The organism is Oscillospiraceae bacterium NTUH-002-81, assembly GCA_032620915.1.
Lineage (GTDB): Bacteria > Bacillota > Clostridia > Lachnospirales > Lachnospiraceae > JAGTTR01.
Genome location: CP136052.1, coordinates 1,842,827 through 1,868,669, shown reverse-complemented (window position 1 = coordinate 1,868,669; position 25,843 = coordinate 1,842,827). Strand labels below are relative to the sequence as shown.

Here is a 25,843-nt window from a genome sequence, read left to right as displayed (position 1 = left end):
ATACATTCCTGTCTATGGGGTTCTCTTTATGGTTCTTGTTATTTTTTAATCGGTACACTTGGGCAGCGCCAGAATACCGGTTCTTGCCAGCTCGTTGATACCGAACGGTGTCATCATCCGGATAAAGAGGTCTGCTCTCTCCGGCGTGTCGCACAGCTGGATCAGGAAAGATGTGGTGGACATGTCCACGATCTGCGCACCGATCATGGCACAGTTCTCCACGATGTCTCTTCTGTTGGTGCTGTTGTATTTCAGCCGCATCATGAGAAGCTCCCGGGAAACACTCTCAGACTCCTCGAAGGTCTTCACCTTGATGACGTCCAGCTTCTTGTTCAGCTGTTTCTCGATCTGCTGCATGATCTGCTCATCACCGGAGGAGACGATCGTCATGCAGGAGACATCCTTTACCTCAGTCTCACCTACAGCAAGGCTGTCAATGTTATAGCAGCGGCGTGCAAACAATCCGGAAATCTTGCTGAGCACACCGGAACGGTTCTCTACCTGTACGGAAAATATTTTCTTCAAAACGATTCCCCCTCTTCCTATTTTACAAGATCATACTGGTCAATCACACACTCCATGAGGCCCGGGCCTTCCTGCTTCAGGAAAGCGTCCAGCTTCTCTTCCACACCGTCCATATTGTACAGACGGGCAAAAGGGATGTCGTAGGCTGCCGCGATCTTCTCCAGATCCGGGCTGCCGTCCAGATTTACAACAGAATACCGATCATGGTAGGTGTAATGCTGATACTCACGAACCATGCCCAGGAAATTGTTCTTCAGTACCACGATCTTGATGGGAATGTGATGCTGCTGCATCGTTGCCAGCTCCATGAAGGACATCTGGAAGGAACCGTCACCGCATACGGCAATGACCTGACGGTTCATATCCGCACGTTTGGCGCCGATGGCTGCCGGGATGGAATATCCCATGGTGCCCATACCGCCGGAGGTGAGGAAACGGCCGTTCTTCACGATGTGATAGCCTGCGGACCAGATCTGGTTCTGTCCCACGTCTGCCACATAGATGGCATCGTCATCCAGCTTCTCGGAGAGAATGCGGATAAACTCTGCCGGATCCACGTATTCCGGATTCGGGCGACGCTTGGGCGCCATCTCCTTCTTCCACATATTCAACAGCTGCAGCCAGTCAGAGAAATCATTCTCGAAGTCCTGCTTTGCAAAATCATTCATAATGTGACGGATATCACCGACGATGGGGATGGTAGGCCCCATGATCTTGCCGATCTCCGCCGGGTCAACATCGATATGTACCACGGTACGCTCTTCTGCCAGCGCATTCATGTTCAGCTGCTGGATGGCACGGTCTGCCAGACGGGCACCCATGACAATGAGCAGGTCGCACTCATTCATGGCACGGTTGGCATAAGCCTTGCCGTTATTTCCCACCATGCCGAAATAGAGCGGATGCTCGGTGGGCATGGTGCTGATTCCCATCATGGTCGATACGACAGGGATCTGATATTTCTCGGCAAAAGCACGCACCTCGTCTCTCGCCTCAGACAGCAGCACGCCGCCGCCCACGCAGATCAGCGGCATCTTTGCCTTGGAAAGCTCTGCGATGACCTTCTTGATCTGGATGATATGGCCCTTCACTGTAGGCTTGTATGTCCGCAGGGAAACGCTCTCCGGGTAAGAAAAGTCAAACTTGGCATTCTGTACATCGATAGGCACATCGATCAGAACAGGGCCTCTTCTTCCGGTATTGGCAATGTAGAAGGCTTCCTTAAATACCCGCGGAATGTCCTCCACATTTTTCACAATATAACTGTATTTGACGAAGGACTCCACTGCCCCCGTGATGTCTGCCTCCTGGAACACATCCTTGCCAAGCTGCGCCGTGTTGACCTGTCCGGTGATCGCCACCATCGGGATACTGTCCATATATGCCGTCGCGATTCCTGTGATCAGGTTCGTTGCCCCTGGGCCGGAAGTAGACACACATACGCCCGCCTTTCCTGTCACTCTGGCATAGCCGCTGGCCATATGGCCTCCATTCTGTTCTGTCCGCACAAGCACGCTCTCAATGTCAGAATCCAGAATGCTGTTAAAGAACGGGCAAATAGCAACGCCCGGATATCCATAGACGACGGAGATGCCCTCGTTCTCAAGACATTTTACCATTGCATCTGCACCTGTCATAATCATATCCAGTTCTCCTTCCTGTTTCGTAATGTAAAATATTCTCCTGCCGGTCAGGGCATATACTCCTGTTCGGTAGTTTTAATGATAATTTTACTCCACCCGCTTTCCAACTGTCAAGTGATAAAAATTTGTCGAAACACGGAGGAGATTTCATATATTACAGTTCACAGGAACATACCTACAGAACCTGCCACTGGCAGCTTCTTTCGGATGCAATGCAACGAAGGGAGCGCCTTTTGATGAGCAAAAATGAGCTGCAGCGCAGCGGAGAGCATCGAAGATGCGGTTTTGCGAATGGCGCGAGTGAACTGTATATCTATATAACAAGAAACGTCTGTACAGAAAGCTTCCTCTCCCCCATACAGACGTTCTTATAAATGCAGACAAATCGCTGCTTTTCTTTAGGACAGTGCCTCCGCCAGCGCCTCCATCTGTGCCTCATTGGCCGCATTCACAGCACCCTTCACAGATACCACCGGTTCTGCGATGGTCAGGTTCTTGCAGCTCTCCAGCATCTTGGTCATGATTCTGGCCGCTGTGGGCGCCCAGGAACCGTTTTCCATCAGCCCTACGGTGCGGTTCTGATAATTCCGCTCAGTCAGATGCTCGATAAATGCACGCATGTGCGGGAACACGTCGCCATTGTATGTAATGGAAGCCAGCACCAGCCTGCTGTAACGGAACGCCTGTGCCACAGCCTCAGAAAGATCCGTCCTGGCCAGATCCATCACGCACACATCCTGTCCTTTTTCCTGTAACTTCTTTGCCAGCTGCTCTGCCGCTGCCTTCGTGTTGCCGTACACAGAACTGTATGCCACCAGCACGCCCTCCTGCTCCGGCGTATAAGAAGCCCACGCACTGTAAGCCTGCAGCGCCTCCGCCAGAAGATCCCCTTCCAGCACCGGACCGTGCAGCGGGCAGATCTTTGCAATCTCCAGCGCGGATGCCTTTTTCAGCACTGCCTGTACCTGCGCGCCGTATTTTCCAACGATACCGATATAATAGCGGCGTGCCTCAGAAAGCCAGGGCTCCTCCACATCCAGAGCACCGAACTTGCCAAAGCCGTCTGCGGAGAACAGCACCTTGTCCGCGTCATCGTAGGTCATGAGCACCTCCGGCCAGTGTACCATGGGTGCACCGACGAAATGCAGTGTGTGCCGTCCCAGGGTAAGGATATCCTTCTCTTTCACCACCAGGCTGCGGCCCGAAAAATCCTCCCCGAAAAACTGCTGCATCATCACCAGTGCCTTGGCCGATGTGACGATGGTCGTCTGCGGGTACTTCTTTGCAAATGCCACCAGGGAACCGGAGTGATCCGGCTCCATGTGCTGGATAACAATGTAATCCGGCGCTTTTCCGCCCAGCGTCTGGTCGATGTGATTCAGCCACTCTTCCGCAAAATGGGTATCCACGGAATCCATCACCGCCGTTTTCTCATCACAGATCACATAAGAATTGTAGGCCATGCCTGCGGGCACCGCATACTGTCCCTCAAACAGATCCAACTCATGATCATTGACGCCGACGTACACAGTCTCTTCTGTCACTTTCATTTTTCAAACCAACCTTTCTGTTCAAACATGCTGTCTGGATATCCTTCTGCCTATTTCGCCGGATACAGCTTGGAGATCAAAATGCTGTTGGGCGTGTCCACCCGCAGCGGACGGCCCTTCTCCACGAAAAGCTTCTTCTCATAATCCACCCGGAAGGTACGGATCTCGTTGGATTCGTGGTTCAGCACCACCAGCGTCCGGTCATCCGGGAATACCTCGATATCCTTCGGATAGCTGCCGCTCACCGGCAAAGCACACAGACGGTCCAGACATCCGCTGTCCGGATTGATCTTAAAGATGGACACACTGTTGTCTCCCGCAGAGGAACAATACAGATAATTGCCATCCCGGGAAATCTTCATGCCGGCAGCCGCGCAGGCCGTTTCTTTCAGATCCATCCGGGTATCCACCCGCTGCAGCTTCTCAAATACCGGCAGTTTACCGCTGCCGTCATAGGAATACACATCAATATAATTTTTCAGTTCACAGATCACATAGGCAAACCGGCCGTCTCTGGAAAACATGATGAGACGGGGGCCGGACTCCAGTTCGCACCGCAGGATATCCACCAGATTCAGCTTTCCCGTCTTATGATCCAGCCGGTACAGGTTCACATGGTCTACGCCGTTGTCCACCACGCACAGGTACTTCTGATCCGGTGTCATGCGCACGCAGCTGATATGGGGCCGGAAATTCCGCTCTGCCACACTGCCCAGACCTTTATGGAAAATGCCATCCGTGATGGCGCCGATGCTGCCATCCGGCTGAATACGGAGTACTGTCACCTTGCCGTCGTGATAGCCGCCCACAAACAGAAACTGATCGGTGGCATCGGTGGATACAAAGCAGCCTCTCATGCCCTCGATCCCTACCTTATTAATGGATTCCAGATCGCCGTCCGGCAGGATCCGGAAAGACTCCACGCCCTCATCAGAGATAGAATACAGAAACTGCTTGTTGTGTGCCTTGGTCAGATGGGAAGAGTTGTTGATGGGCACCACCTTGCGCTCCTTCATCAGTCCCTGCTCCACATCTACGTCATATAAATGAATGCCGATACTCGTTCCGTGGGTATAAGTGCCCACATACGCCACATATCTGTCTTTGCTCATCGTATCATCCTCCTGCTGCTTTCCCGTTTCTTTCCTATATTATATAGGACATATCCTGTTTCCTATTCTAGCACAGAACCATATTTGTTGACAAGCCCGGCTTGCCATATGCCCCAAACAGTTCAGCCCGCGCCATTCGCAGAACCGCGCTGTCATGCGCTCCGCCGCTTCACGGCTCTCTTCTGCTCATTACCGGGCGCTTCCTGCATCTGTCCCTGCGCAAAAATTCTCGTGCAAGCCCGGAATTTCCGCGCACGAAACATCTGCCTGAACTGTTTACAAAATTTACAAAATTACAGTTGACACGGATGCTGTAATGTGTATAATAAAGTCTGTGAGTTTAGAAATAGTAAACTTTTTGTTTATTTTTACTTTCTGACACTATTAGTAAACTTTTTGTTTAAAATACTATTTACAGAAAGGACATGGTTATCCATGGATATCGGTGGAAAAATCAAAGAGCTGCGTGTCATGACCGGGCTGACCCAGGAAGAGCTGGCCGACCGGTCGGAGCTTTCCAAGGGCTTCATTTCCCAGGTGGAACGCAACCTGACCTCCCCTTCCATCGCCACGCTGACAGATATCCTCCAGTGCCTCGGCACGAACCTGCAGGAATTTTTCAGTGAGGCCCCCGCGGAGGAACAGGTGGTATTCAAGGCTTCCGATTATTTCGAGAAGGTGGACGCAGAATTAAAAAATAAAATTGAATGGATCATTCCCAATGCCCAGAAAAACAGCATGGAACCAATCCGCCTGACGCTGGCTCCCGGCGGCTCCACGTACCCGGATCTTCCCCATGAAGGAGAAGAATTCGGTTATATTTTGTCCGGAAGCATCGTCATTCATCTGGGCAACCGGACGTTCAAAGCCAAAAAGGGGGAATCCTTTTACATCACCCCCAATCAGAATCATTATATTACTGCCAGTGAAAAAACCGGCGCTACCCTGATCTGGGTCAGCACCCCGCCGAGTTTCTAGGCCTTTCAAAGGAGGACTACAATGCCATGAGCAACAAACTGATCGATCTCGTACATATTTCCAAATCCTTCGACGGCGATATGGTACTGGATGACCTGAATTTATATATCCGTGAAAATGAATTTCTCACACTGCTGGGCCCCAGCGGCTGCGGCAAGACGACGACCCTTCGGATTCTGGGCGGGTTTGAGAACCCGGATCAGGGCCAGGTCATCTTCGACGGCCAGGATATCACCCATCTGCCGCCCAACCGCCGGCAGCTCAACACCGTTTTCCAGAAATACGCGCTGTTCACCCATATGACCATCGCGGAAAACATTGCTTTCGGCCTGAAGATCAAGAAGAAATCCAAGGCCTACATCGATGACAAGATCAAATACGCCTTAAAGCTGGTAAACCTGGACGGCTACGAGAACCGCAAGCCCGACTCCTTAAGCGGCGGCCAGCAGCAGCGGATCGCCATCGCCCGGGCCATTGTCAACGAACCCAAGGTACTGCTTCTGGATGAGCCCCTGGGCGCTCTGGATTTAAAGCTCCGGCAGGATATGCAGTACGAGCTCATCCGTCTGAAAAACGAGCTGGGTATCACCTTCGTCTACGTCACCCACGACCAGGAGGAAGCGCTGACCATGTCCGACACCATCGTGGTCATGAACCAGGGCTATATCCAGCAGATCGGCACCCCCGAACGCATTTACAACGAGCCGGAAAACGCTTTTGTGGCAGATTTCATCGGCGAGAGCAACATTCTCTCCGCCACCATGCTGGAGGACCGGCTGGTAGAGATCCTGGGTGCAAAGTTTGCCTGTGTGGATGAGGGCTTCGGCAAAAACAAACCGGTGGATGCGGTCATCCGTCCCGAGGACATCGATCTGGTCAAACCGGAGGAGGGCACCATCCAGGGCGTTGTCACCGGCCTGATTTTCAAGGGTGTACACTACGAGATGGATGTGGAAGCCAACGGCTACGAGTGGCTGGTGCACAGCACCGATATGTTCCCGGTGGGCACCAAGGTGGGCATCCATGTGGATCCCTTTGACATCCAGATCATGAACAAACCGGAATCTGAAGACGAACAGGCGGTGATGAACCTTGAATAAAAAATGGCTTTCCGCGCCTTACCTGGTCTGGGCCGTGGGTTTCATCATCATCCCGCTGCTCATGATCTTCTGGTATGGTTTCACAGACCGAAGCGGCAGCTTCACCATGGAAAACGTGCTGGCCATCCTCACCCATGAGCATGCCAAAGCATTGTGGCTTTCCATCCTCCTGTCGCTGGTGAGCACGGTGATCTGCCTCATCCTGGCCTATCCGCTGGCCATGATCCTGAACAAACATCAGGTCAACCAGAGCAGCTTTATGGTACTGCTGTTCATCCTTCCCATGTGGATGAACTTTCTGCTGCGTACCCTGGCCTGGCAGACACTGCTGGAAAAGAACGGTGTCATCAACAACATCCTTTCCTTCCTGCATCTGCCCTCTCTGGAGATCATTAACACCCCAGGCGCCATCGTACTTGGCATGGTATACAATTTCCTGCCGTTTATGGTGCTTCCGATTTACAATGTGCTGATAAAAATCGACCAGAACGTCATCAATGCAGCCAGAGACCTGGGCGCCAACGGCGTACAGACCTTTTTCAAGGTTATTTTTCCGCTGAGCATCCCCGGTGTCATCAGCGGCATCACCATGGTGTTCGTTCCGGCCATGACCACCTTCGTCATCTCCACTTTACTTGGCGGCAGCAAGATCCTGCTCATCGGCAACGTCATCGAGCAGGAATTTACCCAGGGCAACAACTGGCATTTAGGCTCCGGCCTTTCCCTGGTGCTGATGGTATTCATCCTCATCAGCATGGCATTTGTGATGAAATACGATAAAGACGGAGAGGGGGGCGATGTTCTGATGCGCGCACATCTGGAACGCATTTATCTGGCGCTGATCTTTCTGCTTCTGTATGCGCCCATCGCCGCACTGATCGTCCTGTCCTTCAATGCGTCGAAAACCCGGGCAAAATGGGGCGGTTTTACGCTGAAATGGTATTCTGAATTATTCCAGAACCAGGCCATTTTGCAGGCATTATACAATACGCTGCTCATCGCTTTCCTGTCCGCAGCCATCGCCACCATCATCGGCACCATGGCAGCCATGGGCATCAACGGCATGAACCGGAAAATGAAAACCATCTGCATGAGCGTCACCAACATCCCGATGCTCAACGCCGACATTGTCACCGGTATTTCTCTCATGCTGCTGTTCATTGCGCTGGGCGTTCATTTCGGCTTCGGCTCCGTGCTGGCAGCCCACATTACGTTTAACATTCCTTACGTGATCTTAAGCGTCATGCCGAAATTAAAACAGACGAACAAATCCACCTACGAGGCAGCCCTGGATCTGGGCGCTTCCCCGCTGTATGCTTTTTTCAAGGTGGTTTTCCCGGACATCGTTCCCGGTGTCCTCTCCGGCTTTCTGCTGGCATTTACCATGTCCCTGGATGATTTTATCATCACCCATTTTACCAAGGGACCTGGCCTGGACACGCTGTCCACAAAAATTTATACAGAGGTCAAGAAAGGCATCAAGCCGGAAATGTACGCGCTTTCCACGCTGCTGTTTGTTTCTGTGCTGCTGCTTCTTCTTCTGATCAATATCGCACCTAACGCAAAAAACAAGTCTGCCAGAGCAAACGGCAGCAAATGAGGAGGAGTTACCAAATGAAAAAGAAAGTACTTGCATCTGTTTTACTGGCATCCATGTGTGCCTCTCTGCTTGCCGGATGCGGCGGCTCTGACAGCGCATCTTCTGACAATCAGGTCGTTGTCTACAACTGGGGAGAATACATCGATCCCGATGTGCTGGATGAATTTGAAGAAGAGACCGGCATCAAAGTCGTGTATGAAGAGTTCGAGACCAATGAGATCATGTATCCCAAAGTATCTGCAGGCGCTGTGGCCTATGATGTTGTCTGCCCTTCCGACTACATGATACAGCGTATGATCCAGGAGGGATTGCTGGAAGAATTGAATTACGATGACATTCCCAATATTTCCAATCTGGATGAGACCTATCTGGCGCAGGCAGAGGGCTTTGACCCCGGTAATAAATACTGCGTACCCTACTGTTGGGGAACTGTCGGTATCCTGTACAACAAGACGATGATAGATGAACCCATCGACAGCTGGGACGTACTCTGGGACGAGAAATACAAGGACAACATCCTCATGCAGGACAGCGTGCGCGATGCTTTTGCTGTTGCACTGAAAAAGCTGGGCTACTCTCTCAACTCCACCGATGAAAACGAGCTGGAGGAAGCCAAAAACCTGCTTATCGACCAGAAACCGCTGGTACAGGCTTATGTCATCGACCAGGTGCGTGACAAGATGATCGGCAATGAGGCCGCCATCGGTGTCATCTACTCCGGTGAGGCTATTTTCACCCAGAGAGAAAATTCGGATCTGGAATATGTGATCCCCAAGGAAGGCTCCAATGTCTGGATCGATGGATGGGTGATCCCGAAAAATGCAGAACACAAGGAAAATGCAGAGGCTTTCATTAACTTCATGTGTGCAAACCGGAAATCGCACTGAAAAACTTTGAGTATATCACATACTCTACCCCCAACAAGGCAGCCCGGGAACTTATTGAGGATGAGGACATTAAGAATTCCACCATTGCTTTCCCTACCGCAGAAATGCTGAAAAACTGCGAAGTATTCAAATATTTGGGAGATGATGTGGACGAGGTCTACAACAATAAATGGAAAGAGGTAAAATCCAACTAATGTGGGAACGGATTCTGACCTATGAAATCCAGCCGGAAGATGCCGGGAGAACCGTGGCCGAGTATTTGCGAAGCCGGGGCTTTTCCCGGCATCTCCTTATCCGGCTGAAAACCATGCCTGACGGGATCACGCTGGACGGTGTGCCGGTGCTGCCATCACACCGTTTCTTTTTTGACCGTGTGAAATCGCTTCTTACAATCCGCCTGCGGGAAGAAGAAGCCTCCGAGCACATTGCACCGGTTCCACTGCCCCTTACCATCGTCTACGAGGATGAAGATCTTCTGGTGCTGGACAAGCCACCGGACATGCCCATTCACCCGTCCATGGGCAACTATGAAAATACACTGGCCAACGCGCTGGCATACTACTACGAGCAGCAGGAACGGCCCTTCATCTTCCGCTGCATCAACCGGCTGGATCGGGATACGTCCGGACTACTCATCGTGGCAAAAAATGCTTACAGCAGCGTTGTCCTCTCCGCCCAGATGAAGGAACGGCACATCCACCGGGAATATCTGGCTGTCGTACAGGGGCTGGCACCCGAGCGTGGCACCATCGACGCCCCCATCGGCCGCCAACCCGGTTCCGTTATCGAACGGTGTGTCGATCCCGTAAACGGTGATCCTGCCGTCACTCATTTTACACGGATGGCCATTTCCCCAAACGGTACTTATTCCCTGCTTCGCATCCGGCTGGACACCGGCCGCACACACCAGATCCGGGTACACATGGGGCATATCGGTCATCCCCTGCCGGGAGATTTCCTCTACTGCCCCGATTACCGGCACTTTAAGCGGCAGCCCCTCCACTCCCACCGGCTGTCCTTTTCCCATCCCGTCACCGGGGAAGAGATGACCTTTACCTCACCCCTGCCGGAAGATTGCCACCCGGACTGGTTTATGCTATAATAATCGCGAATGTTTTGCGTTTTCGAGAGTTTGAAAAACGAAGAAAACGCAATGATTATAGATGGAATCACAGACAGAAAGGATGAACTTCATGGAGAAAATCACAAGCTTTACCATTAACCATATCAAATTACAGCCCGGTGTCTACGTATCCCGGAAAGACACCCACAACGGCGTCACCATCACCACCTTCGACCTGCGCATGACCTCCCCCAACGAGGAACCCGTCATGAACACCGCCGAGGTACACACCATCGAGCATCTGGCTGCCACCTTCCTGCGCAACCACGCGGAATTCGGCTCCCGGATCGTCTATTTCGGCCCCATGGGCTGCCGCACCGGCTTCTACCTGCTGCTCTTCGGCGACTATGAATCCCGCGACATCATCCCGCTCATGCAGGAAATGTTCGCTTTCATCCGGGATTATAAGGGCGAAGTGCCCGGCGCTTCCCCCAGAGACTGCGGCAACTATCTGGACATGAACCTGCCCATGGCAAACTACCTGGCAAAGAAATATCTGGAAAATGTGCTGACAGATATCCAGGAAGACCGTCTGGTATACCCGGAGTAACAGATTCCCGTAAAATCATCAGACATAGCTATCTCCCATCTCCGATCTCCACCGTCCTGCCGCCGAGATTCTCGTAGATACGATGAGAAATAGAGAGAACCGTCCTTCCTTTCGATGCCCGGCGCAGCGCCTCCAGAACACGCGCTTCTGTCTCCGCGTCCAGGTTTGCGGTGATCTCATCCAGCAGCAGGATGGCCGGATCTGCCGCTGCCGCCCGGGCAATGGACAAAAGCTGCCATTCTCCCTGTGAAAACATACCGTCCGTACACAGCGTATCATATCCCTCCGGCAAAGCGCCGATAGCTCCATCGAGCCCGGCCAGCTTTGCCGCCTGTTTTACCATCTCTTCCGTGATCCGCCCGTCTCCCAGCGTGATCTGCTCCCGCACCGTCCCCGGTACCCGTGAAAAATGCTGCTCCACGCAGCCAATGCATGACCGCCGTTCCTCATCCGTGATCCTGGCAACATCTACGCCGCCGATGGTGATGGTCCCCGCTTCCGGCCTGTAAAGCCCCAACAGCAGACGGAAAATGGTACTCTTTCCTGCACCGGTCCTGCCCACCAGCGTGACCTGCTCTCCTTCTTTTACCTTCATGGAAAAATCATGGAGTACCGGTTTTTCCCCGTATCCAAAGGTTACATGAGAAAATACAATATCCCCGTGGGCGGCCTGTTCCCGCTTTTGGGGGATGTCCCGCTCCGGCTGTGCCAGAAAGGCATCGATCCGTCTGACGCCTGCCATTGCCAACTGAATGGTCTGGATTTCCATACCAAGGCTTTCGATGGGCGTAAAAATGCGGGAAATATAGCTGATAACCGCAACCGAAATACCCACCGACATGCCAAACAGGCGAAGAATGCCGGCATTCCCCGAGGCAGACAGCAGCATGACGATCCCCACCACCGCCGCATTCAGCAGGAGCACCACCGGAGAATAAATGGCATCGTAAAAATTGGTTCTCTCCATGGCCCCATAGCTCTCCCCGATCCGTCGGTCATACCGGCGTTCCATATAGCTTTCCAGTCCCAGCGCCCGGATCGTCCGAATGTTATGAAGGGTCTCCGGCACCTGCCCGGACACGGCTGCCACCGCCCGGCGATGATCCAGCTGGGCTGCCAGCATCCGCTTCTGTACATGACGGGTAAACAGGGCAAACAACGGCAGAACCAGCAGCAAGATCAGCGCAAGTCCTGCGTTTTTCACGGCAATAACTGCCAAAATAGAAACAATCCGGCAGGCATCCGCCGCCATGCTGATGATGCCGGAGGTGAACAAGGCCTCCACCGTATCCACATCACCGGAAAAGCGGGCCGCAACTTCCCCGGGATTCTGGGCCGCCAGCGTGCTTGCGGGCAGCTGCGTTAATTTCTGCGACATTTCCGAGCGGAGGGCGTGGGTCATCTTCTGTCCAAACAACACCAGCAGTGCTTCCTGGGCGGAGGAGAGAATGCTCTCCAGCACAAGGCTTCCAAAATAGAGAAGCACGGCAAGGAACGCCAGCGGCATGCCGCCGGTCAGCCGGTCGATGATCCGCGCCAGCAGCAGCGGCGGGATCAGGGACATGATCACCGATGCCGCCACACACAGCAGCGTTACCGCCGTCAGCCCCCGATGGGTCAGGGCGGCGGTTTTTACAGCGTCAAACACGCCTGTCTTATGCTTCTTCATGCTGTTCCCCTCCTGTCTGGCTTTCATAAAGTCTTCGATATGCCGGAACCGAAGCCATCAGCTCCCCATGGGTTCCGACTGTGGTCTTTCCGTCTTCCATGAAGATCACCTTCTGCATCTGTGGGAAATGGTACAGCCGGTGGGAAATGAGAAAGACGACCTTATCCTTTGCATACTCCTGCAGATTGGCAAATACCGTATCTTCTGTTTTCCGGTCAAGGGCAGAAAACGGATCATCCAGGATCATCAGTGGACGCGGATGGGCCAGCGTCCGTGCCAGTGCCAGCCGCTGGGCCTGGCCGCCGGACAGACGGGTACCGCTGCTGCCGATGACTGTTTCTGCCTGCTTTTCCATGGATAACACTTCTTCCCGGAATGCCACCGCCTGAAAATAAGGGATGACCTCCTGCTCGCTGCCGCACAGCACGTTATGCTCCAGCGTGTCCGCGCTCAGCTCCGGGTCGTGCCCCAGATATCCCACCGTGGCAGCGATTTCTCTCGGAGTGAGGATGGAAAGCTCTCTTTTACCGAAACGAACCGAGCCCTCATACGGGGATTCGCAGAGGAACACGCGCCCGAAGGTGGATTTTCCGCAGGCAACCGGGCCGGTGACGCCGATCATTTCTCCCGGACGGGCTGTCAATGTCAGACCGGAAAATACAGTCGTATCTCCATAGGCGAAAGAAAGATTCTCCAGCGTCACCTCTTCTGCTGCCGGAATGGCCAGCGGCTCCAGCTGCTCCGGCGACTGCATCAGCGGTTTTATCCGTTTCCAGGAAACTTCCGCTTTCTGTACCGCGTTAAACAGCTTGGCAACCTTGGAGGATTTGACGGTCAGCTTGGTAAAACAGGAAAGAAACGTGGTAAATGCTGCGATATCCCAGCTGCTCCATCCGGTTCCCAGCACATTTTTAGCGCCAAACCAGAGGATAAATAACACCCCCGCCTCAGATGCCGCCAGATACAGCGGCGGAAGGGCCGACTGCCACACATTGTTACGCACCGCCGTTTTCTCATAGCGATTCAGCGCCCCTTCATAAAGCCCGGCTCTGGTATCCTCACAGCCGTACACCCGGTAGGTAACGGCATTTTCCGCCCGGTCCAGCGTGGCTGCGCTCAAAGCCCCGGCCGCTTTCTTATAGGAAGCTCCGGCACGCTGCACCGGTTTTTTCATCCATTCTGCGCAAAAATAAGAGATCGGTGTGAAAAGCAGACTCAGCAGTGCCAGCCGCCAGTCGTACACCAGCAGCATGACTACATAACCGGCCAGCGCCACACCCGTGTCAAACACTTCCGTGGTAAATTTCCGCATGCCCTCCACGCAGTCATCCACATCGGAAATGGCCTTCGTCATGACGTTTCCGACACCTTCCTTTTCCAGTGCCGCCCGGCTCTGGCGCACCAGATTGGCATAAAGGATGCCCTTCATCCGCCGGTTGATATTGTTGGCAAACCGCCGGACATAAAAACGCTTCACAAACCGGGCCGCCTGCACGATAAATGTGACAATCACGTATAAGATCACCAGCATGGCCATCTTGGCAGCCGTTGCGCTCCCTCCCAGAATGTCCGCCAGGCACTGGGCCAGCCGTCCCTCGAACCGGGGCGTTGCCAGCAGCCCCACATTGTAGATCACACCGGAAATCGTAACCAGCAAAAGCGGCAGCCATTCCATCACGAAATAGGAACGGATGCGATCCGGTGTAAATGTCTGCTTCTCTCTCCTGCTCATGCTTTCATCTCCCCGTCCGTTTTATGAAAATGCGGAAATCCCGCCCGGCTCTCGGTCTTGGAGGCCCGGTACAGCTTATCCAGGGATGCCGCAAAGGCCTCCGCTTCCTCCGCCGTCAGCACGCGGGTCAGATATTCGTAAAAGGACGATTCGATCTCCACCTTGGACACTTTCATGGCTTCTGCTTTTTCCGTGGGAAAGAGCTGCTGGCTGCGCCGGTCATGGGGATCATCCCTGCGGATCAGGTATCCCTTTGTCTCAAGATTTTTGGTTCTGCGGGCAATGGCCGCTTTATCCGCATGGAGAATCTCCGCCAGCTGCGCCTGCGTGCAGCCGGGTCTGTGACGCAACGCATGGATCAGATCGATCTCCGCCGTTCCAACGCCCGTTTCCCGCAGAGTCAGCAAAACCAGCTTCTCCGCTTCCCGGGCAATCTTCGTGATTTTTCGTCCTGTGATATCCATAATTTCCTCCCGAAGGTATTTTTCAGATTCCTGTGAAATACAAATAGTTGTATGTACATCGTTGTACCTACAACTATTATAGTGCAAAAAACCGCTTTGTCAACAGCCCGCAGAAGCTCGCTAAACCTCTTCTGCCTCCGGCCTTACATATTCCAGTATCATTTCCTTCATCCGGAGAAGCTCTTTCGTGTAGTCCCCGCTCTGCTGGGAACCCCAGATGAATCCGCCCGCATAGTAGGTACAGAACGTCATCATCGCATGGACGGTCACCCGCATAAACTCCTCTTCCGGGATATCTGTCCGGAAGCTGTGGTCTTCCTTCGCCTTCTCATACATATTGTGCAGACGGGTGTTGACCGAATACAGCGCTTCATGGAACTCTTTCAGCTGGCTGTTCTCACATCCCGCGTGTGACACGTAATGATTGAAATTATCATTGTATAAAAACAGCTCCTTATAGTTCATATACAGCGCAATACATCCATCCAGCGTAAAGATCAGCCGGTCAATGGCCGGGATCTCCCCCACGGAGCTGATGGGTCTTCTGCGATCCAGCTCATCCATATACTTCTTCCATTCTCTCGTACAGACTGCGATGACCAGCTCCAGCTTGCTCGGATAGTATCGAAACAATGTCGCCCGCCCGATACCTGCTGCCTCCGCGATCTCTCCCATGCTCACCGGTTCGATCTTCCGCTCCACAAATATGCGGAATGCCGCGTCCAGTATCCGTTCCTGTTTCTCTTTATAATTCATATCCATTCCCGCCTCTTCCTACAGAATCAGTATCTATTTGGAAATTATAGCATAAAATCTGTTCATTATGGCTCTTTTTCATTCGAAATTATTCGCGCTCCCCTATTCTATCATCAGATTGTTCTGGTCCGCCTTCATTTTCCGGCTCCAGGTCATGCCAGATCTGGATAGCAGCCCCTTTTTCCATCACGGAGAACCCATGCTTTTCATAAAAGGGCACATTCTTTTTATCCTCCGGCATGGCCTCGATATACAGGAAATCCCGGTATTTCTCCTTGATCAGCTCCAGCATGTGACCGGCAATGCCCTGTCCGTGATAAGCCGGATGCACAAGCACATAGTGAATCTGCGCCAGCATCGCGGTATCGTCCAGCACCCGGATAAGGCCCACCAGCTTCTCCCCGTCCCAGGCGGTGAGCACCGTGGAAGAATGCAGTAATGCCCGATACAGCCGCTCCGGGTAGTTACCTGACGTCCAGTTCACCGACAGAAACAACTGCTGTACCTGCTGTTTTGTAAATTTCTTTTCTTCTGTATAAGTTATCATCTTTTCCCCTTATCTGCGATGATCGCATTTTTGGCACTGCACCATTTTATTTTCACTGTCTTCCTTATAAAAAATGTCCGACCACGCACAGATGCTCTGCAAAATGGGCACAACGGACGCGCCCTTTTTGCGTCAGGAAATATTCCACCCGGGGCGGGATCTCGTCATAGGATTTTCGGTCAACGATCCCGTCTTCCATCAGATCCTTCAGCGTGGCCGCCAGCACCGCATCTGTAATGTTGTACATTTCCTTCCGAAGGGCACTGTAGCGCAGCCTTTCCTTCGCCGCCAGTACACAGATGATGCGCGATTTCCATTTGCCGCCAAAGATCGCCAGTCCGTATTCCAGCGGACAGCGGATATCATCGTCTAATTTTTTCTTATATTTCGCCATATAAAGTCACCTTCAAGCTATTCGTTTGTTCCATTATAGCCTGAAGGTGCTCGTTTTAAAAGTAACTATGAAATTTATGAGTGCTTCTTTCCTTAAATCTCTTTCTTGTTGTCCGCACCCGGTGTCGTAACGATGACTTTGGCAGGTGTGATGATCAGGGCACCCTTGGCAGTCGCCGCACCGTTGAACATCTTCTCGACCATCGCCTTGAAGGTGTCAACGACAGCTCCCTCTGTCACATATTCCGCCGTTCCCTTGATCTGATATCCCTCCAGGCTCTGTGCATCATATGCAGAAATGGCAATCTTTCCGCCGTTTGCGCGGATATTGTTCAATGTGGTCTCCAGGAAAACATCTCCTACCACCAGCTTGCCGTCCTCCGTCACATCCTTAAAGGCAACGGGCACCACATTGGGCTCTCCGTTTGCGCAGGTTGCCAGATCCCACATGCCATTTTTTAATACGTTGATCACTGCTTCATTTAACATTGCTTATCCCTCCAGATTTCTTTTTGATCAGTCACCTGATACGTTTATCTTAGCGAATCTCCAATGTTTCCGGAAGAATAGTGATAGGTAAGCCTCTGGTGTTACCACCTCGGGCTTTTCCCCCACTCCACACCGTGCGTGATAGTTTCCCATCACACGGCGTTCCACCGACTAAGATTACATTTTAGTGCCTATATAGTCCTCGAATTGTATTTCTTCCAACTCCCTGTATTTTCGGAGTTTGTTTATTTTTTTCTTGCATTTCCACGGTCAATGTTAAATTCTGCAACAGTTTCTTTATTACTTTATTTTCTGTTGCATCAACCAATTTTGACACATCTTTGGATAAAATTATCAAATTCCTATATGTGTCATTTCGCTCACCTTTGCACGGTTTTATGTGTATACATACCATGTCTGTTATTGACAGGGCATTGTGTGTTACTGCACATTTTCCTTTTTGTGCTATATACCTTGAAAGGGCATTATCTGCCATCTCCAAGGTCGGATAAAGATGTGCATTTCCCATCATATATTTCATAACATCATAACTGATACAGTTTTCGATGTCTGAATACTTCCTCACATATTTATTGACTTCCCGCCTTTTGTATTTTGGATATTCATACGCCACATACCCTACTGGAATAATCATTCTTCCTTTTATCCATCGGAACTGCTTTGACTTTCCATACTTTTGTTGGATAAATTTACTGGTTATCTCACCCGTTTTTGTTATCGGAAAACATCGGTTATTGTGGTTCATACCGTTACTTTTCCCATTCACTTTATAGGCGATTTCTGCAAAATCTGCTGATACCATTGTTGCCATACAATAATAATTGTGCATACCCATAACCATTGAATTGTAAAGACTTATGTTTTTATCAATTTCGCTTTGCTTGCTTGGATTTTTGATATCTTTCCAGACAGTCCGCAGCTTATTGATAACCTTATCTTTACTTTTGTCGGCTATATGTGAACGGATTATCCATTTATCACCTTTTGGAACAACTTTAAATTTGATTCCAAGAAAAGTTGTATAGTTCTTACGCAAGTTTGTGATTCCAGATTTCTCATCACTTGTTTGCAGATGTAAATGTTCTGCAAGCCATAGTTTTGTTGCATACATGGCTTTCTTAGCTGTTACATAGTCCCGACAGAATATCTTAAAATCGTCTGCATACCTTACGATGTACATTTCTTTAAGTTCTGTCTTTTCCCTCAGCTTTTTCCACTTTGGTGACCTGTCTATTGTGAGGATATTTCCCTCCTTATCAGTCCTGTAAAATTCCAGTCCGGATTTTCCATCTTTGACTTTAAACATCTCCCATTGATTAGCAATCCACCAGTCCAGCTCATTCAATACTACATTTGCAAGAAGTGGGGATAAAATCCCCCCTGTGGTGTACCTGTTTCCGGGGTAATTACAATGTCATTAAACAGGATTTCTGCTTTTAGCATCTGTTTGATTATCATAATCAGTTTCCTGTCCTGTATTCCAAGTCCCCACAACTGCCGAATCAGCTTATTATGGTCAATATTGTCAAAGAATCCAACAATGTCCACATCTACTACAAAATGCAGATTTTGCAACTGTGCCATTTTATAGCATTGAGCAATCGCATTTTGCGTTGACCTGTATGGTCTGAACCCATTATTTCGTTCATGAAATTTTGCTTCACAAATCGGTTCCAGTATTTGCAGAATACATTGCTGTATCAGTCTATCCCATATACTTGGGATTCCTAATGGTCTGGTTTTTCCATTGTCTTTTGGTATTTCTACACGCCGGACCTTTTTAGGCTGATAAAAGTTCAATTTATTTCTGACGGTTTTAATGACCGTTTCGATTGGGAGTGACTGAATTTCTGTTATTGTCTTCCCATCTGTTCCAGGGGTTTTGCTCCCGTTATTTTTGCAGATATTCCGATATGCAAGTATGATATTCTGCTCTGATACTATCAGGGGCATAAGCCTGTCAAATTTATTACCTTTCAGACTGCCTTCATATAACTGATATCCAGTTTCTTTTGCGTCATATCTTTCTGCATTTCTTTCTGCTTTATTTACAATTCGTTTTGCCATAGTAACCAACTCCTTATTGGAGAATGATTTTTTCTTCGTCTCACCTCGACAGCTATGAAAATCTCCATTTGGTGATTACTATATAGACATAAAGGAAATCTTAGTATCGGCTTGTGGCTATCCCTCCACCGCTTGTTATCACGGTTTCATCGGTACTGTGCCACTACTCTCACAACCATAAATGTGCTTATTGTAGAAAGGATTCCTTTATACCTTTCCTTTTCGACACAACTACGGTACTTTGTCACTGATACAGTCAGTTCCCGTATTGGTTGCTTTCCACGTTCCACATAACTTAGGATTGTTGTCACTTAGGTCATTCCTTTAGCCCTGCAAGTATTATCTTTATAGATACCTGTGTCCTGTAAACACAGAGGGTATTTCATACTAACAACTTTTACTTTACCCCACTTGCGTACCTACTGGTACACTGGCATTTCTGCCAGCCATTCGTTTAGAGCCGTACATTCGGAATTTTGTCAGACCGCCTTACTGGTCATTCTAACCATATGGCAACCCCACCCGCACTGTCACACACAGCTTGTACCTCTACAAACCTTTCCTCACCTTGCAGTGTTAGGGTGTGCTTCGCACGACTTCCCCGAGCTTATAACCTTAATCGTCTGTATCCGACTAACGCTATTCGGAGTATTAGTGAATTCCCTTCAGGGCGTTACCCCTTCATTTGAAATTTCAGTTATGCAGTTCTCTAAAACCACATTTATTAAATTATTTGTGACTTTAGGCTACGCTTTTGTCGGTTATTCCCACCGTTTTCGGCGTAGAACGTGTCACACTATTAGCAAATTTATCAGTCACTATGAATTTTCAGAGCGACAGCAGCTTTTTATAGGATAAGTCAATGGCAAATGCGCCAAGGGGCGCGGTCAGTACAATGGCAAGCACCGCCACGGTCAGTACCATATCCCCGCAGGCAAGCCCCAGCGAAAGCGGAATGCCGCCAATGGCCGCCTGCACCGTGGCTTTCGGCGTATAGGCCAGCATCACGAACGCCTTTTCTTTTCCTTTCAGGCCGGTGCCCAACAGGCATACAAATACACCAAGCATGCGGAACAACAGCGCGCCCACGATGAGCACCAGCGCCCGGATGCCAACCTTACTCAGATACCCGATATTCACTGTTGCCCCCACCAGCACAAACAGAAACACCTCTGCCGCGACCCACAGTTTCCCATATTTTACCGACAGTCTTTTTGCAACAGCCTCCCGCTTTCTCTGCAGCCCGATACCGATAAACATAATTGCGATCAGCGCAGAACTTCTGGAAAAAAACTGCCAGCAGGACGCCAATGCACAGCCCGATGGCGATCCCCAGGAAAATAGAAACCGGGATATTCACGAAACGGATGAGGGACGCACCTTCTCCCTGCATCATGCCCACAAAGGTGGAAAATAACACGATCACGTACACATCGTCCACCGATGCACCGGCAAGAATCAGCTGCGGGATGCCTTCTTTCCCCCCCATATCCTTCCTCCATCAGTTTCACCATCCGCGGAACGACAACCGCAGGGGAAACCGCCGCCAGCACAGCTCCCATGACGGCAGCTTCCAGCCATGTGATGCCCAGCAGCTTCGGTGCAAGGAAAAGCATCCCCAGCAGTTCAAAGCTCGCCGGGACAAAACACATGAGCACTGCCGACCTTCCCATCTTTTTCAGCCCCAACAGATCCAGCCCCAGGCCTGCCCGCGTCAATATGATGATCAGCGCCATTTTGCGAAGCTCCGACGAGATACCAAGGATGCTCCCATCCAGAAGCCCCAGAGCATAAGGCCCCAGGATCATGCCCGTCATCAACATGCCAAGCAGCCCCGGCAATTTGAGTCTCTGGCATATCCACCCCATAGACATGCCTACAATCAGGATCAGTGAAACACTCAATAACATAAAAATCCTCCTTTAAACGCAGAAAAAGCTGAGACTATCTGCGTTCTTTTTATCGCAGAAGTCATCAGCTTAATAAGCGGTTCAAGTAAATTTTACTTAGGGAGAATCTCATTCCCTTTGTCTGACTTTAAGAGTGTAACACAGAGAGTCCATCCTTGCAACACTCTTTTGCATTCCCTACCGGATAAAATTTGTTGCCACCCGTTCTTCCGTTTCCGGCAGTCCAAACGCTTCTTTTCCCAAAGCAATACTTTTCATCAGAAATGTCATGTTTCTTGCCAGCACACGCATCGTCTGCCTGCCTTCTTCATCCATCGCCGCTTCTCCCTGGGTTCGGCCATGGATCAAGTTCCAGTACTGGCTGGACGCGATCGGCATATTGGATATGGTAAAATACTTGTTCAGCTCATCAAAGGTAGCCGAACATCCACCGCGCCGTGCACAGACCACACTTGCCCCGACTTTCATCGTTTTGTCAAAGTGGGTGCTGTAAAACAGCCGATCCAGCACCGCGATCAACGTCGCATTGGCCGAGGCATAATAGACCGGGCTGGCAGCCACAAGACCGTCTGCCGCCTCAAATTTGGGCGCCAGTTCGTTGACCACATCATCAAACACACATTTCCCCAGTTTTCCGCAGCCGCCACAGGCGACGCAGCCCCGGACAGCCTGATTCCCCACCTGGACAATCTCTACCTCTACCCCCTCTGCTTCAAATACTTTTCTCATTTCCTCCAGTGCGATGGATGTGTTGCCGCTTTTTCGCGGACTTCCGTTCAATAATAATACTTTCATGTGATAGCTCCTTTTCTTAATAAAATCTTCTGATGTTAAAATCTCCTTATATCAGTTTCAATTTCCTTCTTCTATCAGTTTTTTCCACTGGCGGTACTCCGGCGTATCCTCCCATGCCAGCGCCTGGTCGATATAAAACCTCGCCAGTTCCGACGAAGCCGGAGGCGTCAGGGGAACGAACAGATAATACGCCATGAGAAAGGCGCAGCGTGCAGCCGCTTTCCTGCGGTTTTCCCTTTGAAACCTGTGCAGAGATGTTTCCAGCACAAAAAACAGATTCAGGCGATCCACCTCGTTCGCTTCCACATAAAAATCATCCAGATCATGGGACGTCAGTGCAAGGATAGTTTCTTCCTCGAAATATGGCCTCTCAAAAGTAATTCTTATTTTCATGGATTTTCCTCCCCGGCATCAGTGGTGGATCCGATTTTAGTCGTCTGAACGTATTCAATTCATCATCTAACTCATCCCAGATCATATCCAAATAAGAATAGCCCAGCTTATCATACAGCTCAATCAACTCTGATTTTCTGATTCCTAGCAGTTCCGCTGCACGTCCATGTGATATCGTTTGATTCTGTATATACGGATATAACGACAATGCCTTTCGAATAAGTTCATTTTCTGTTATCGCCATTATATTACTTCTTTTCTCCCTTCTGTTTGAAATCACTTCCATAAGGCACTTCTGGTTCCGCTACCTTTGATACTTCCCTATGATTTTCAAAATCATACGTTACCAGTCTCTGTCCTTCCTGCACAAAAGTTGATGAGCCACCAATGCCAAAATATTTCTCGAAGAAATTTTTCAATTTATCAATAACTCCCTGCTTCTTCTTTTCTCTTCCCCCGCCAAAACGCGAAATTGGCGGCATAATTTTGTCAATATCTGTCCCTGCTGTTTTGATTTCTCCATCTCGAAATGAGTTTTCCATAAACTTTCTCGTATCCTCTGGCTTTAATCTCTCTTCAGCAATAATCTGTTCAAGATCATGGTTACGCTGCTCTACCACATATTCATGCCACTCATGCATAATATCATCCACATCATTGATCCCTGCAATAAAAGTTTCAATAAGCTGTTTTTTACTGCGCAGCTCCGGGCTGGCATCGATCGCCTTATTGATGGTTATCAATACTTCCTTATCCTCACAATGCGTATCATGATACTTTTTTACAAGCATCAAAATATAATCAATATTGATTTCTATTTGTCGGATCAATTCAATTTCAAATACAACATCATCTGTAATATCTGTGCTCTTCTTGCGCCTGCGTTTCCATTCATCCCGCAAATCCTGATAACGGCCAAGGTAATCCTGTAAGTCACGCTCCGAAATCTGTTCGTTTCCCTTAAACTCATCAAAGGAAAGCAACAGGTTTCTCATGCGTAAAATTGCGCCAAACAAAGCAATAAATTCTTTTTGTCTCTGTTCTCCGATAATCTGTGGTTCTGACAAAGAAAACTTTCTGTTCAATTCTTCTATCATATCCACATAACCAGGCATTTGCTTTCCGTCAACAGACTCATAACCATAATAATAATCTTTAAAACTTTGTAATAAGACAATACCTCCGGCATTTTTATCTCCAAACAAGGAAATCGCATTGTCCACACGTTTTTGCAGATTTCGAAAACACACAATATTTCCAAAAGTCTTAATGGAATTCAAAATACGGTTGGTGCGGGAAAATGCCTGTATCAGTCCATGCATTTTCAAATTCTTGTCCACCCACAACGTATTCATAGTCGTGGCATCAAAACCTGTGAGGAACATATTTACCACAATCAGAATATCCAATTCCTTATTCTTCATGCGAAGGGATACATCCTTATAATAATTCTGAAATTTGTCACTGGATGTATCGTAGTTTGTGTGAAACATTTCATTGTAATCCTTGATAGCTTCTTCAAGGAAATCTCTGGATGGCTGATCAAGTGCAGACGTATCTTCCGAATTTTCTTCATCCAGAATACCATCTGCTTCTTCCTCATTTGCACCATAACTGAAAATAGTCGCAACACGTAACCTTTTGGTTGGGTCTGCTGCCATCTGTTTTTTAAATTCCTGATAATAAAGTTTTGCCATCGGCACACTTGACACCGCAAAAATAGAGTTAAAACCATTGATCCGCTGTTTTCTCTTAACTTCCTCGACTTCATCCTGTCTGGCAGAAGCTACCTCCGAAATATTTGTCAGCGTATTATATATGTAGGTTTTATCCCCGCGATATGTTTTCTGATCAAAATGTTCCAGTATATACTGTGTCACAATGTGGATACGTTCAGGCGCCATCATAACCTTTTCGCGGTTAATATCCCAAACCATTTCATCTGTAATTTCTTCCTCTTCATCCATTGTTTTAATATAATCAACTCTAAAGGGAAGAACATTTTTATCATTGATTGCGTCAACAATTGTATAACTGTGAAGCTGATCCCCGAAGGTCTGTTCTGTGGTAAAAAATCCCGGATTCTTTGCTTTACCTGCATTTACAGAAAAAATCGGCGTCCCCGTAAATCCAAACAAATGATACTTTTTAAAATTCTTTACAATCGCTGTATGCATATCGCCAAACTGACTGCGATGACACTCATCAAAAATAATGACGATGTGCTTCATATATACCTCATGTCCCGGATTCTTTTTTATAAAAGTAGCCAGTTTCTGTATGGTCGTAATGATAATATGTACATCTGGGTTTTCCAACTGCCGTTTTAATATCGTTGTCGAAGTATTGCTATTAGCGGCACCTTTTTCAAAACGATCATATTCTTTCATTGTCTGATAATCCAGATCTTTACGATCCACTACAAACAACACCTTATCAATATAAGGAAGCTTCGATGCCAGTCTGGCTGTTTTAAAAGAAGTCAGGGTTTTTCCTGACCCCGTCGTATGCCAGATATATCCACCTCCCGCAACGCTTCCATACTTCTTATAATTGTTCGCAATTTCAATCCGATTGAGGATTCTCTCTGTAGCCGTGATCTGGTACGGGCGCATGACCATCAGCATATCCTCCGATGTGAAAATACAATACTTTGTAAGAATATTCAAAATTGTGTGTTTTGAGAAAAAGGTCTTTGTAAAATCAATTAGATCAGGAATTACACGGTTATTGGCATCTGCCCAGAAGCAGGTAAACTCAAAGCTGTTACTGGTTTTAGTCTTACTTGCTCCCCGCTTCTCCTGTTCCTTTTCTGCATTTCTCCTGGTGCTGTTGGAATAATACTTTGTATTCGTACCGTTGGAAATGACAAAAATCTGAATGTACTCGTACAATCCCGATCCGGCCCAGAAAGAGTCTCTCTGATAACGGTTGATCTGGTTGAATGCTTCCCGGATAGCAACACCTCTTCGTTTCAGTTCAATATGCACAAGCGGTAAACCGTTGACCAATACTGTAACATCATAGCGGTTATCATACTTTGCACCGTTCTCTGTACCAATCGCACATCCCAGGCTGCCCCCATTGTTCCCTGTGGCAGCATTCACCCTGTACTGATTGATAACCTGCAGTCTGTTATTGTGAATATTCTTTTTATCTATAAGTGTGATATTCTTGGAAGAACCGTCATCACGGATCAGAACCTGGACATTATCCTCCTGTATCTTCCGGGTCTTTTCCACAATATGTTCATTGGGATTAGCAACGATATTTTTGAAAAAAGCATCCCACTCTGTATCAGAAAACTGGTAATGATTCAATTTCTCTAACATTCTACGAAGATTGGCAATCAGGTCATTCTCCGTGTGAATAGGCAGATACTCATATCCCTGTTCACAAAGCAAACGGATAAACTCCTGTTCCAGTTCCGCTTCACTCTGATAACTGTCAGAATGCTTTTTCATCGGCTCATATTCCGTAACAACGGTATTCTCCGATGTCTCCGCTACAATATTAAAGTACGACACATCCTCGCCTCC

The 25,843-nt window shown here is 49.2% G+C and carries 18 protein-coding genes, 5 pseudogenes and 1 riboswitch; of the genes and pseudogenes, 6 read left to right on the top strand and 17 right to left on the bottom strand.

The window, feature by feature from the left end; translation table 11 throughout:
* Positions 1 to 45: 45 nt before the first annotated feature.
* The 4 genes from ilvN to RJD28_08995 all read right to left on the bottom strand — a co-directional run bounded on the left by ilvN (position 46) and on the right by RJD28_08995 (position 4,830).
* Positions 46 to 525 carry an acetolactate synthase small subunit gene (gene ilvN / locus RJD28_09010; protein WNV56512.1) on the bottom strand — a complete coding sequence of 160 codons (480 nt, stop codon included), beginning with the start codon at positions 523 to 525 and terminating at the stop codon, positions 46 to 48.
* A gap of 17 nt (positions 526 to 542) precedes the next feature.
* Positions 543 to 2,162: a biosynthetic-type acetolactate synthase large subunit gene (gene ilvB, locus RJD28_09005; GenBank protein ID WNV59586.1), complete on the bottom strand. Its 1,620-nt coding sequence runs from the start codon at positions 2,160 to 2,162 to the stop codon at positions 543 to 545.
* A 404-nt stretch (positions 2,163 to 2,566) separates the two neighbouring features.
* Positions 2,567 to 3,718 (bottom strand): FprA family A-type flavoprotein, encoded by a 1,152-nt coding sequence (locus RJD28_09000; GenBank protein ID WNV56511.1) that lies wholly within the window; start codon positions 3,716 to 3,718, stop codon positions 2,567 to 2,569.
* A gap of 50 nt (positions 3,719 to 3,768) precedes the next feature.
* A complete protein-coding gene (locus tag RJD28_08995; protein WNV56510.1) occupies positions 3,769 to 4,830 on the bottom strand; it encodes a lactonase family protein in 1,062 nt (353 codons plus the stop codon).
* A gap of 435 nt (positions 4,831 to 5,265) precedes the next feature.
* Here RJD28_08995 and RJD28_08990 point away from each other — a divergent pair, with 435 nt between their 5' ends.
* The 6 genes and pseudogenes from RJD28_08990 (at position 5,266) to RJD28_08965 (ending at position 11,068) form a co-directional block, all read left to right on the top strand.
* Positions 5,266 to 5,808: a cupin domain-containing protein gene (locus RJD28_08990; GenBank protein WNV56509.1), complete on the top strand. Its 543-nt coding sequence runs from the start codon at positions 5,266 to 5,268 to the stop codon at positions 5,806 to 5,808.
* A gap of 26 nt (positions 5,809 to 5,834) precedes the next feature.
* The gene (locus RJD28_08985; GenBank protein WNV56508.1) at positions 5,835 to 6,908 is read left to right on the top strand and encodes an ABC transporter ATP-binding protein; all 1,074 of its coding nucleotides are present in this window, start codon (positions 5,835 to 5,837) and stop codon (positions 6,906 to 6,908) included.
* A pseudogene (locus RJD28_08980) lies at positions 6,901 to 7,701 on the top strand (ABC transporter permease). Before RJD28_08985 ends, RJD28_08980 begins: the two are co-directional and overlap by 8 nt.
* Positions 7,702 to 7,713: 12 nt before the next feature.
* A pseudogene (locus RJD28_08975) lies at positions 7,714 to 9,589 on the top strand (extracellular solute-binding protein).
* Entirely contained in the window at positions 9,589 to 10,497 is a 909-nt protein-coding gene (locus tag RJD28_08970) for an RluA family pseudouridine synthase (protein ID WNV56507.1), read from the top strand. The pseudogene RJD28_08975 and the gene RJD28_08970 overlap by 1 nt, the downstream one beginning before the upstream one ends.
* Positions 10,498 to 10,588: 91 nt before the next feature.
* On the top strand, positions 10,589 to 11,068 hold the full coding sequence (locus RJD28_08965; protein ID WNV56506.1) for an S-ribosylhomocysteine lyase: 480 nt from the start codon (positions 10,589 to 10,591) through the stop codon (positions 11,066 to 11,068).
* A 28-nt stretch (positions 11,069 to 11,096) separates the two neighbouring features.
* On the opposite strand, the gene RJD28_08960 is transcribed toward RJD28_08965, so the two are convergent.
* The 13 genes and pseudogenes from RJD28_08960 to RJD28_08900 form a co-directional block, all read right to left on the bottom strand.
* Positions 11,097 to 12,737 (bottom strand): ABC transporter ATP-binding protein, encoded by a 1,641-nt coding sequence (locus tag RJD28_08960; GenBank protein WNV56505.1) that lies wholly within the window; start codon positions 12,735 to 12,737, stop codon positions 11,097 to 11,099.
* Complete coding sequence (locus RJD28_08955) at positions 12,724 to 14,469, bottom strand: ABC transporter ATP-binding protein (protein ID WNV56504.1); 1,746 nt, start codon at positions 14,467 to 14,469, stop codon at positions 12,724 to 12,726. Before RJD28_08955 ends, RJD28_08960 begins: the two co-directional genes overlap by 14 nt.
* Positions 14,466 to 14,933 (bottom strand): helix-turn-helix domain-containing protein, encoded by a 468-nt coding sequence (locus RJD28_08950; GenBank protein ID WNV56503.1) that lies wholly within the window; start codon positions 14,931 to 14,933, stop codon positions 14,466 to 14,468. The genes RJD28_08955 and RJD28_08950 overlap by 4 nt, the downstream gene beginning before the upstream one ends.
* Before the next feature lie 120 nt (positions 14,934 to 15,053).
* Positions 15,054 to 15,695 carry a TetR/AcrR family transcriptional regulator gene (locus RJD28_08945; GenBank protein WNV56502.1) on the bottom strand — a complete coding sequence of 214 codons (642 nt, stop codon included), beginning with the start codon at positions 15,693 to 15,695 and terminating at the stop codon, positions 15,054 to 15,056.
* A gap of 82 nt (positions 15,696 to 15,777) precedes the next feature.
* Positions 15,778 to 16,236, bottom strand: coding sequence for a GNAT family N-acetyltransferase (locus RJD28_08940; protein ID WNV56501.1), 459 nt, complete (start codon positions 16,234 to 16,236; stop codon positions 15,778 to 15,780).
* Between the two features lie 9 nt (positions 16,237 to 16,245).
* Positions 16,246 to 16,630, bottom strand: a pseudogene (locus RJD28_08935) (helix-turn-helix domain-containing protein).
* 92 nt (positions 16,631 to 16,722) lie between these two features.
* Positions 16,723 to 17,118, bottom strand: a complete 396-nt coding sequence (locus RJD28_08930) for a pyridoxamine 5'-phosphate oxidase family protein (GenBank protein ID WNV56500.1) — start codon at positions 17,116 to 17,118, stop codon at positions 16,723 to 16,725.
* Positions 17,119 to 17,302: 184 nt separating this feature from the next.
* A pseudogene (ltrA, locus tag RJD28_08925) lies at positions 17,303 to 19,092 on the bottom strand (group II intron reverse transcriptase/maturase).
* 942 nt (positions 19,093 to 20,034) lie between these two features.
* Positions 20,035 to 21,116 (bottom strand): annotated as a pseudogene (locus RJD28_08920) (cation:proton antiporter).
* 48 nt (positions 21,117 to 21,164) lie between these two features.
* A riboswitch (Fluoride riboswitch) is annotated at positions 21,165 to 21,241 on the bottom strand.
* A 52-nt stretch (positions 21,242 to 21,293) separates the two neighbouring features.
* Entirely contained in the window at positions 21,294 to 21,911 is a 618-nt protein-coding gene (locus tag RJD28_08915) for a flavodoxin family protein (GenBank protein WNV56499.1), read from the bottom strand.
* 57 nt (positions 21,912 to 21,968) lie between these two features.
* Positions 21,969 to 22,304 carry a hypothetical protein gene (locus tag RJD28_08910; protein WNV56498.1) on the bottom strand — a complete coding sequence of 112 codons (336 nt, stop codon included), beginning with the start codon at positions 22,302 to 22,304 and terminating at the stop codon, positions 21,969 to 21,971.
* Entirely contained in the window at positions 22,282 to 22,548 is a 267-nt protein-coding gene (locus tag RJD28_08905; protein WNV56497.1) for a hypothetical protein, read from the bottom strand. Before RJD28_08905 ends, RJD28_08910 begins: the two co-directional genes overlap by 23 nt.
* Before the next feature lie 4 nt (positions 22,549 to 22,552).
* Positions 22,553 to 25,831, bottom strand: a complete 3,279-nt coding sequence (locus RJD28_08900) for a type I restriction endonuclease subunit R (protein WNV56496.1) — start codon at positions 25,829 to 25,831, stop codon at positions 22,553 to 22,555.
* Positions 25,832 to 25,843: the final 12 nt, after the last annotated feature.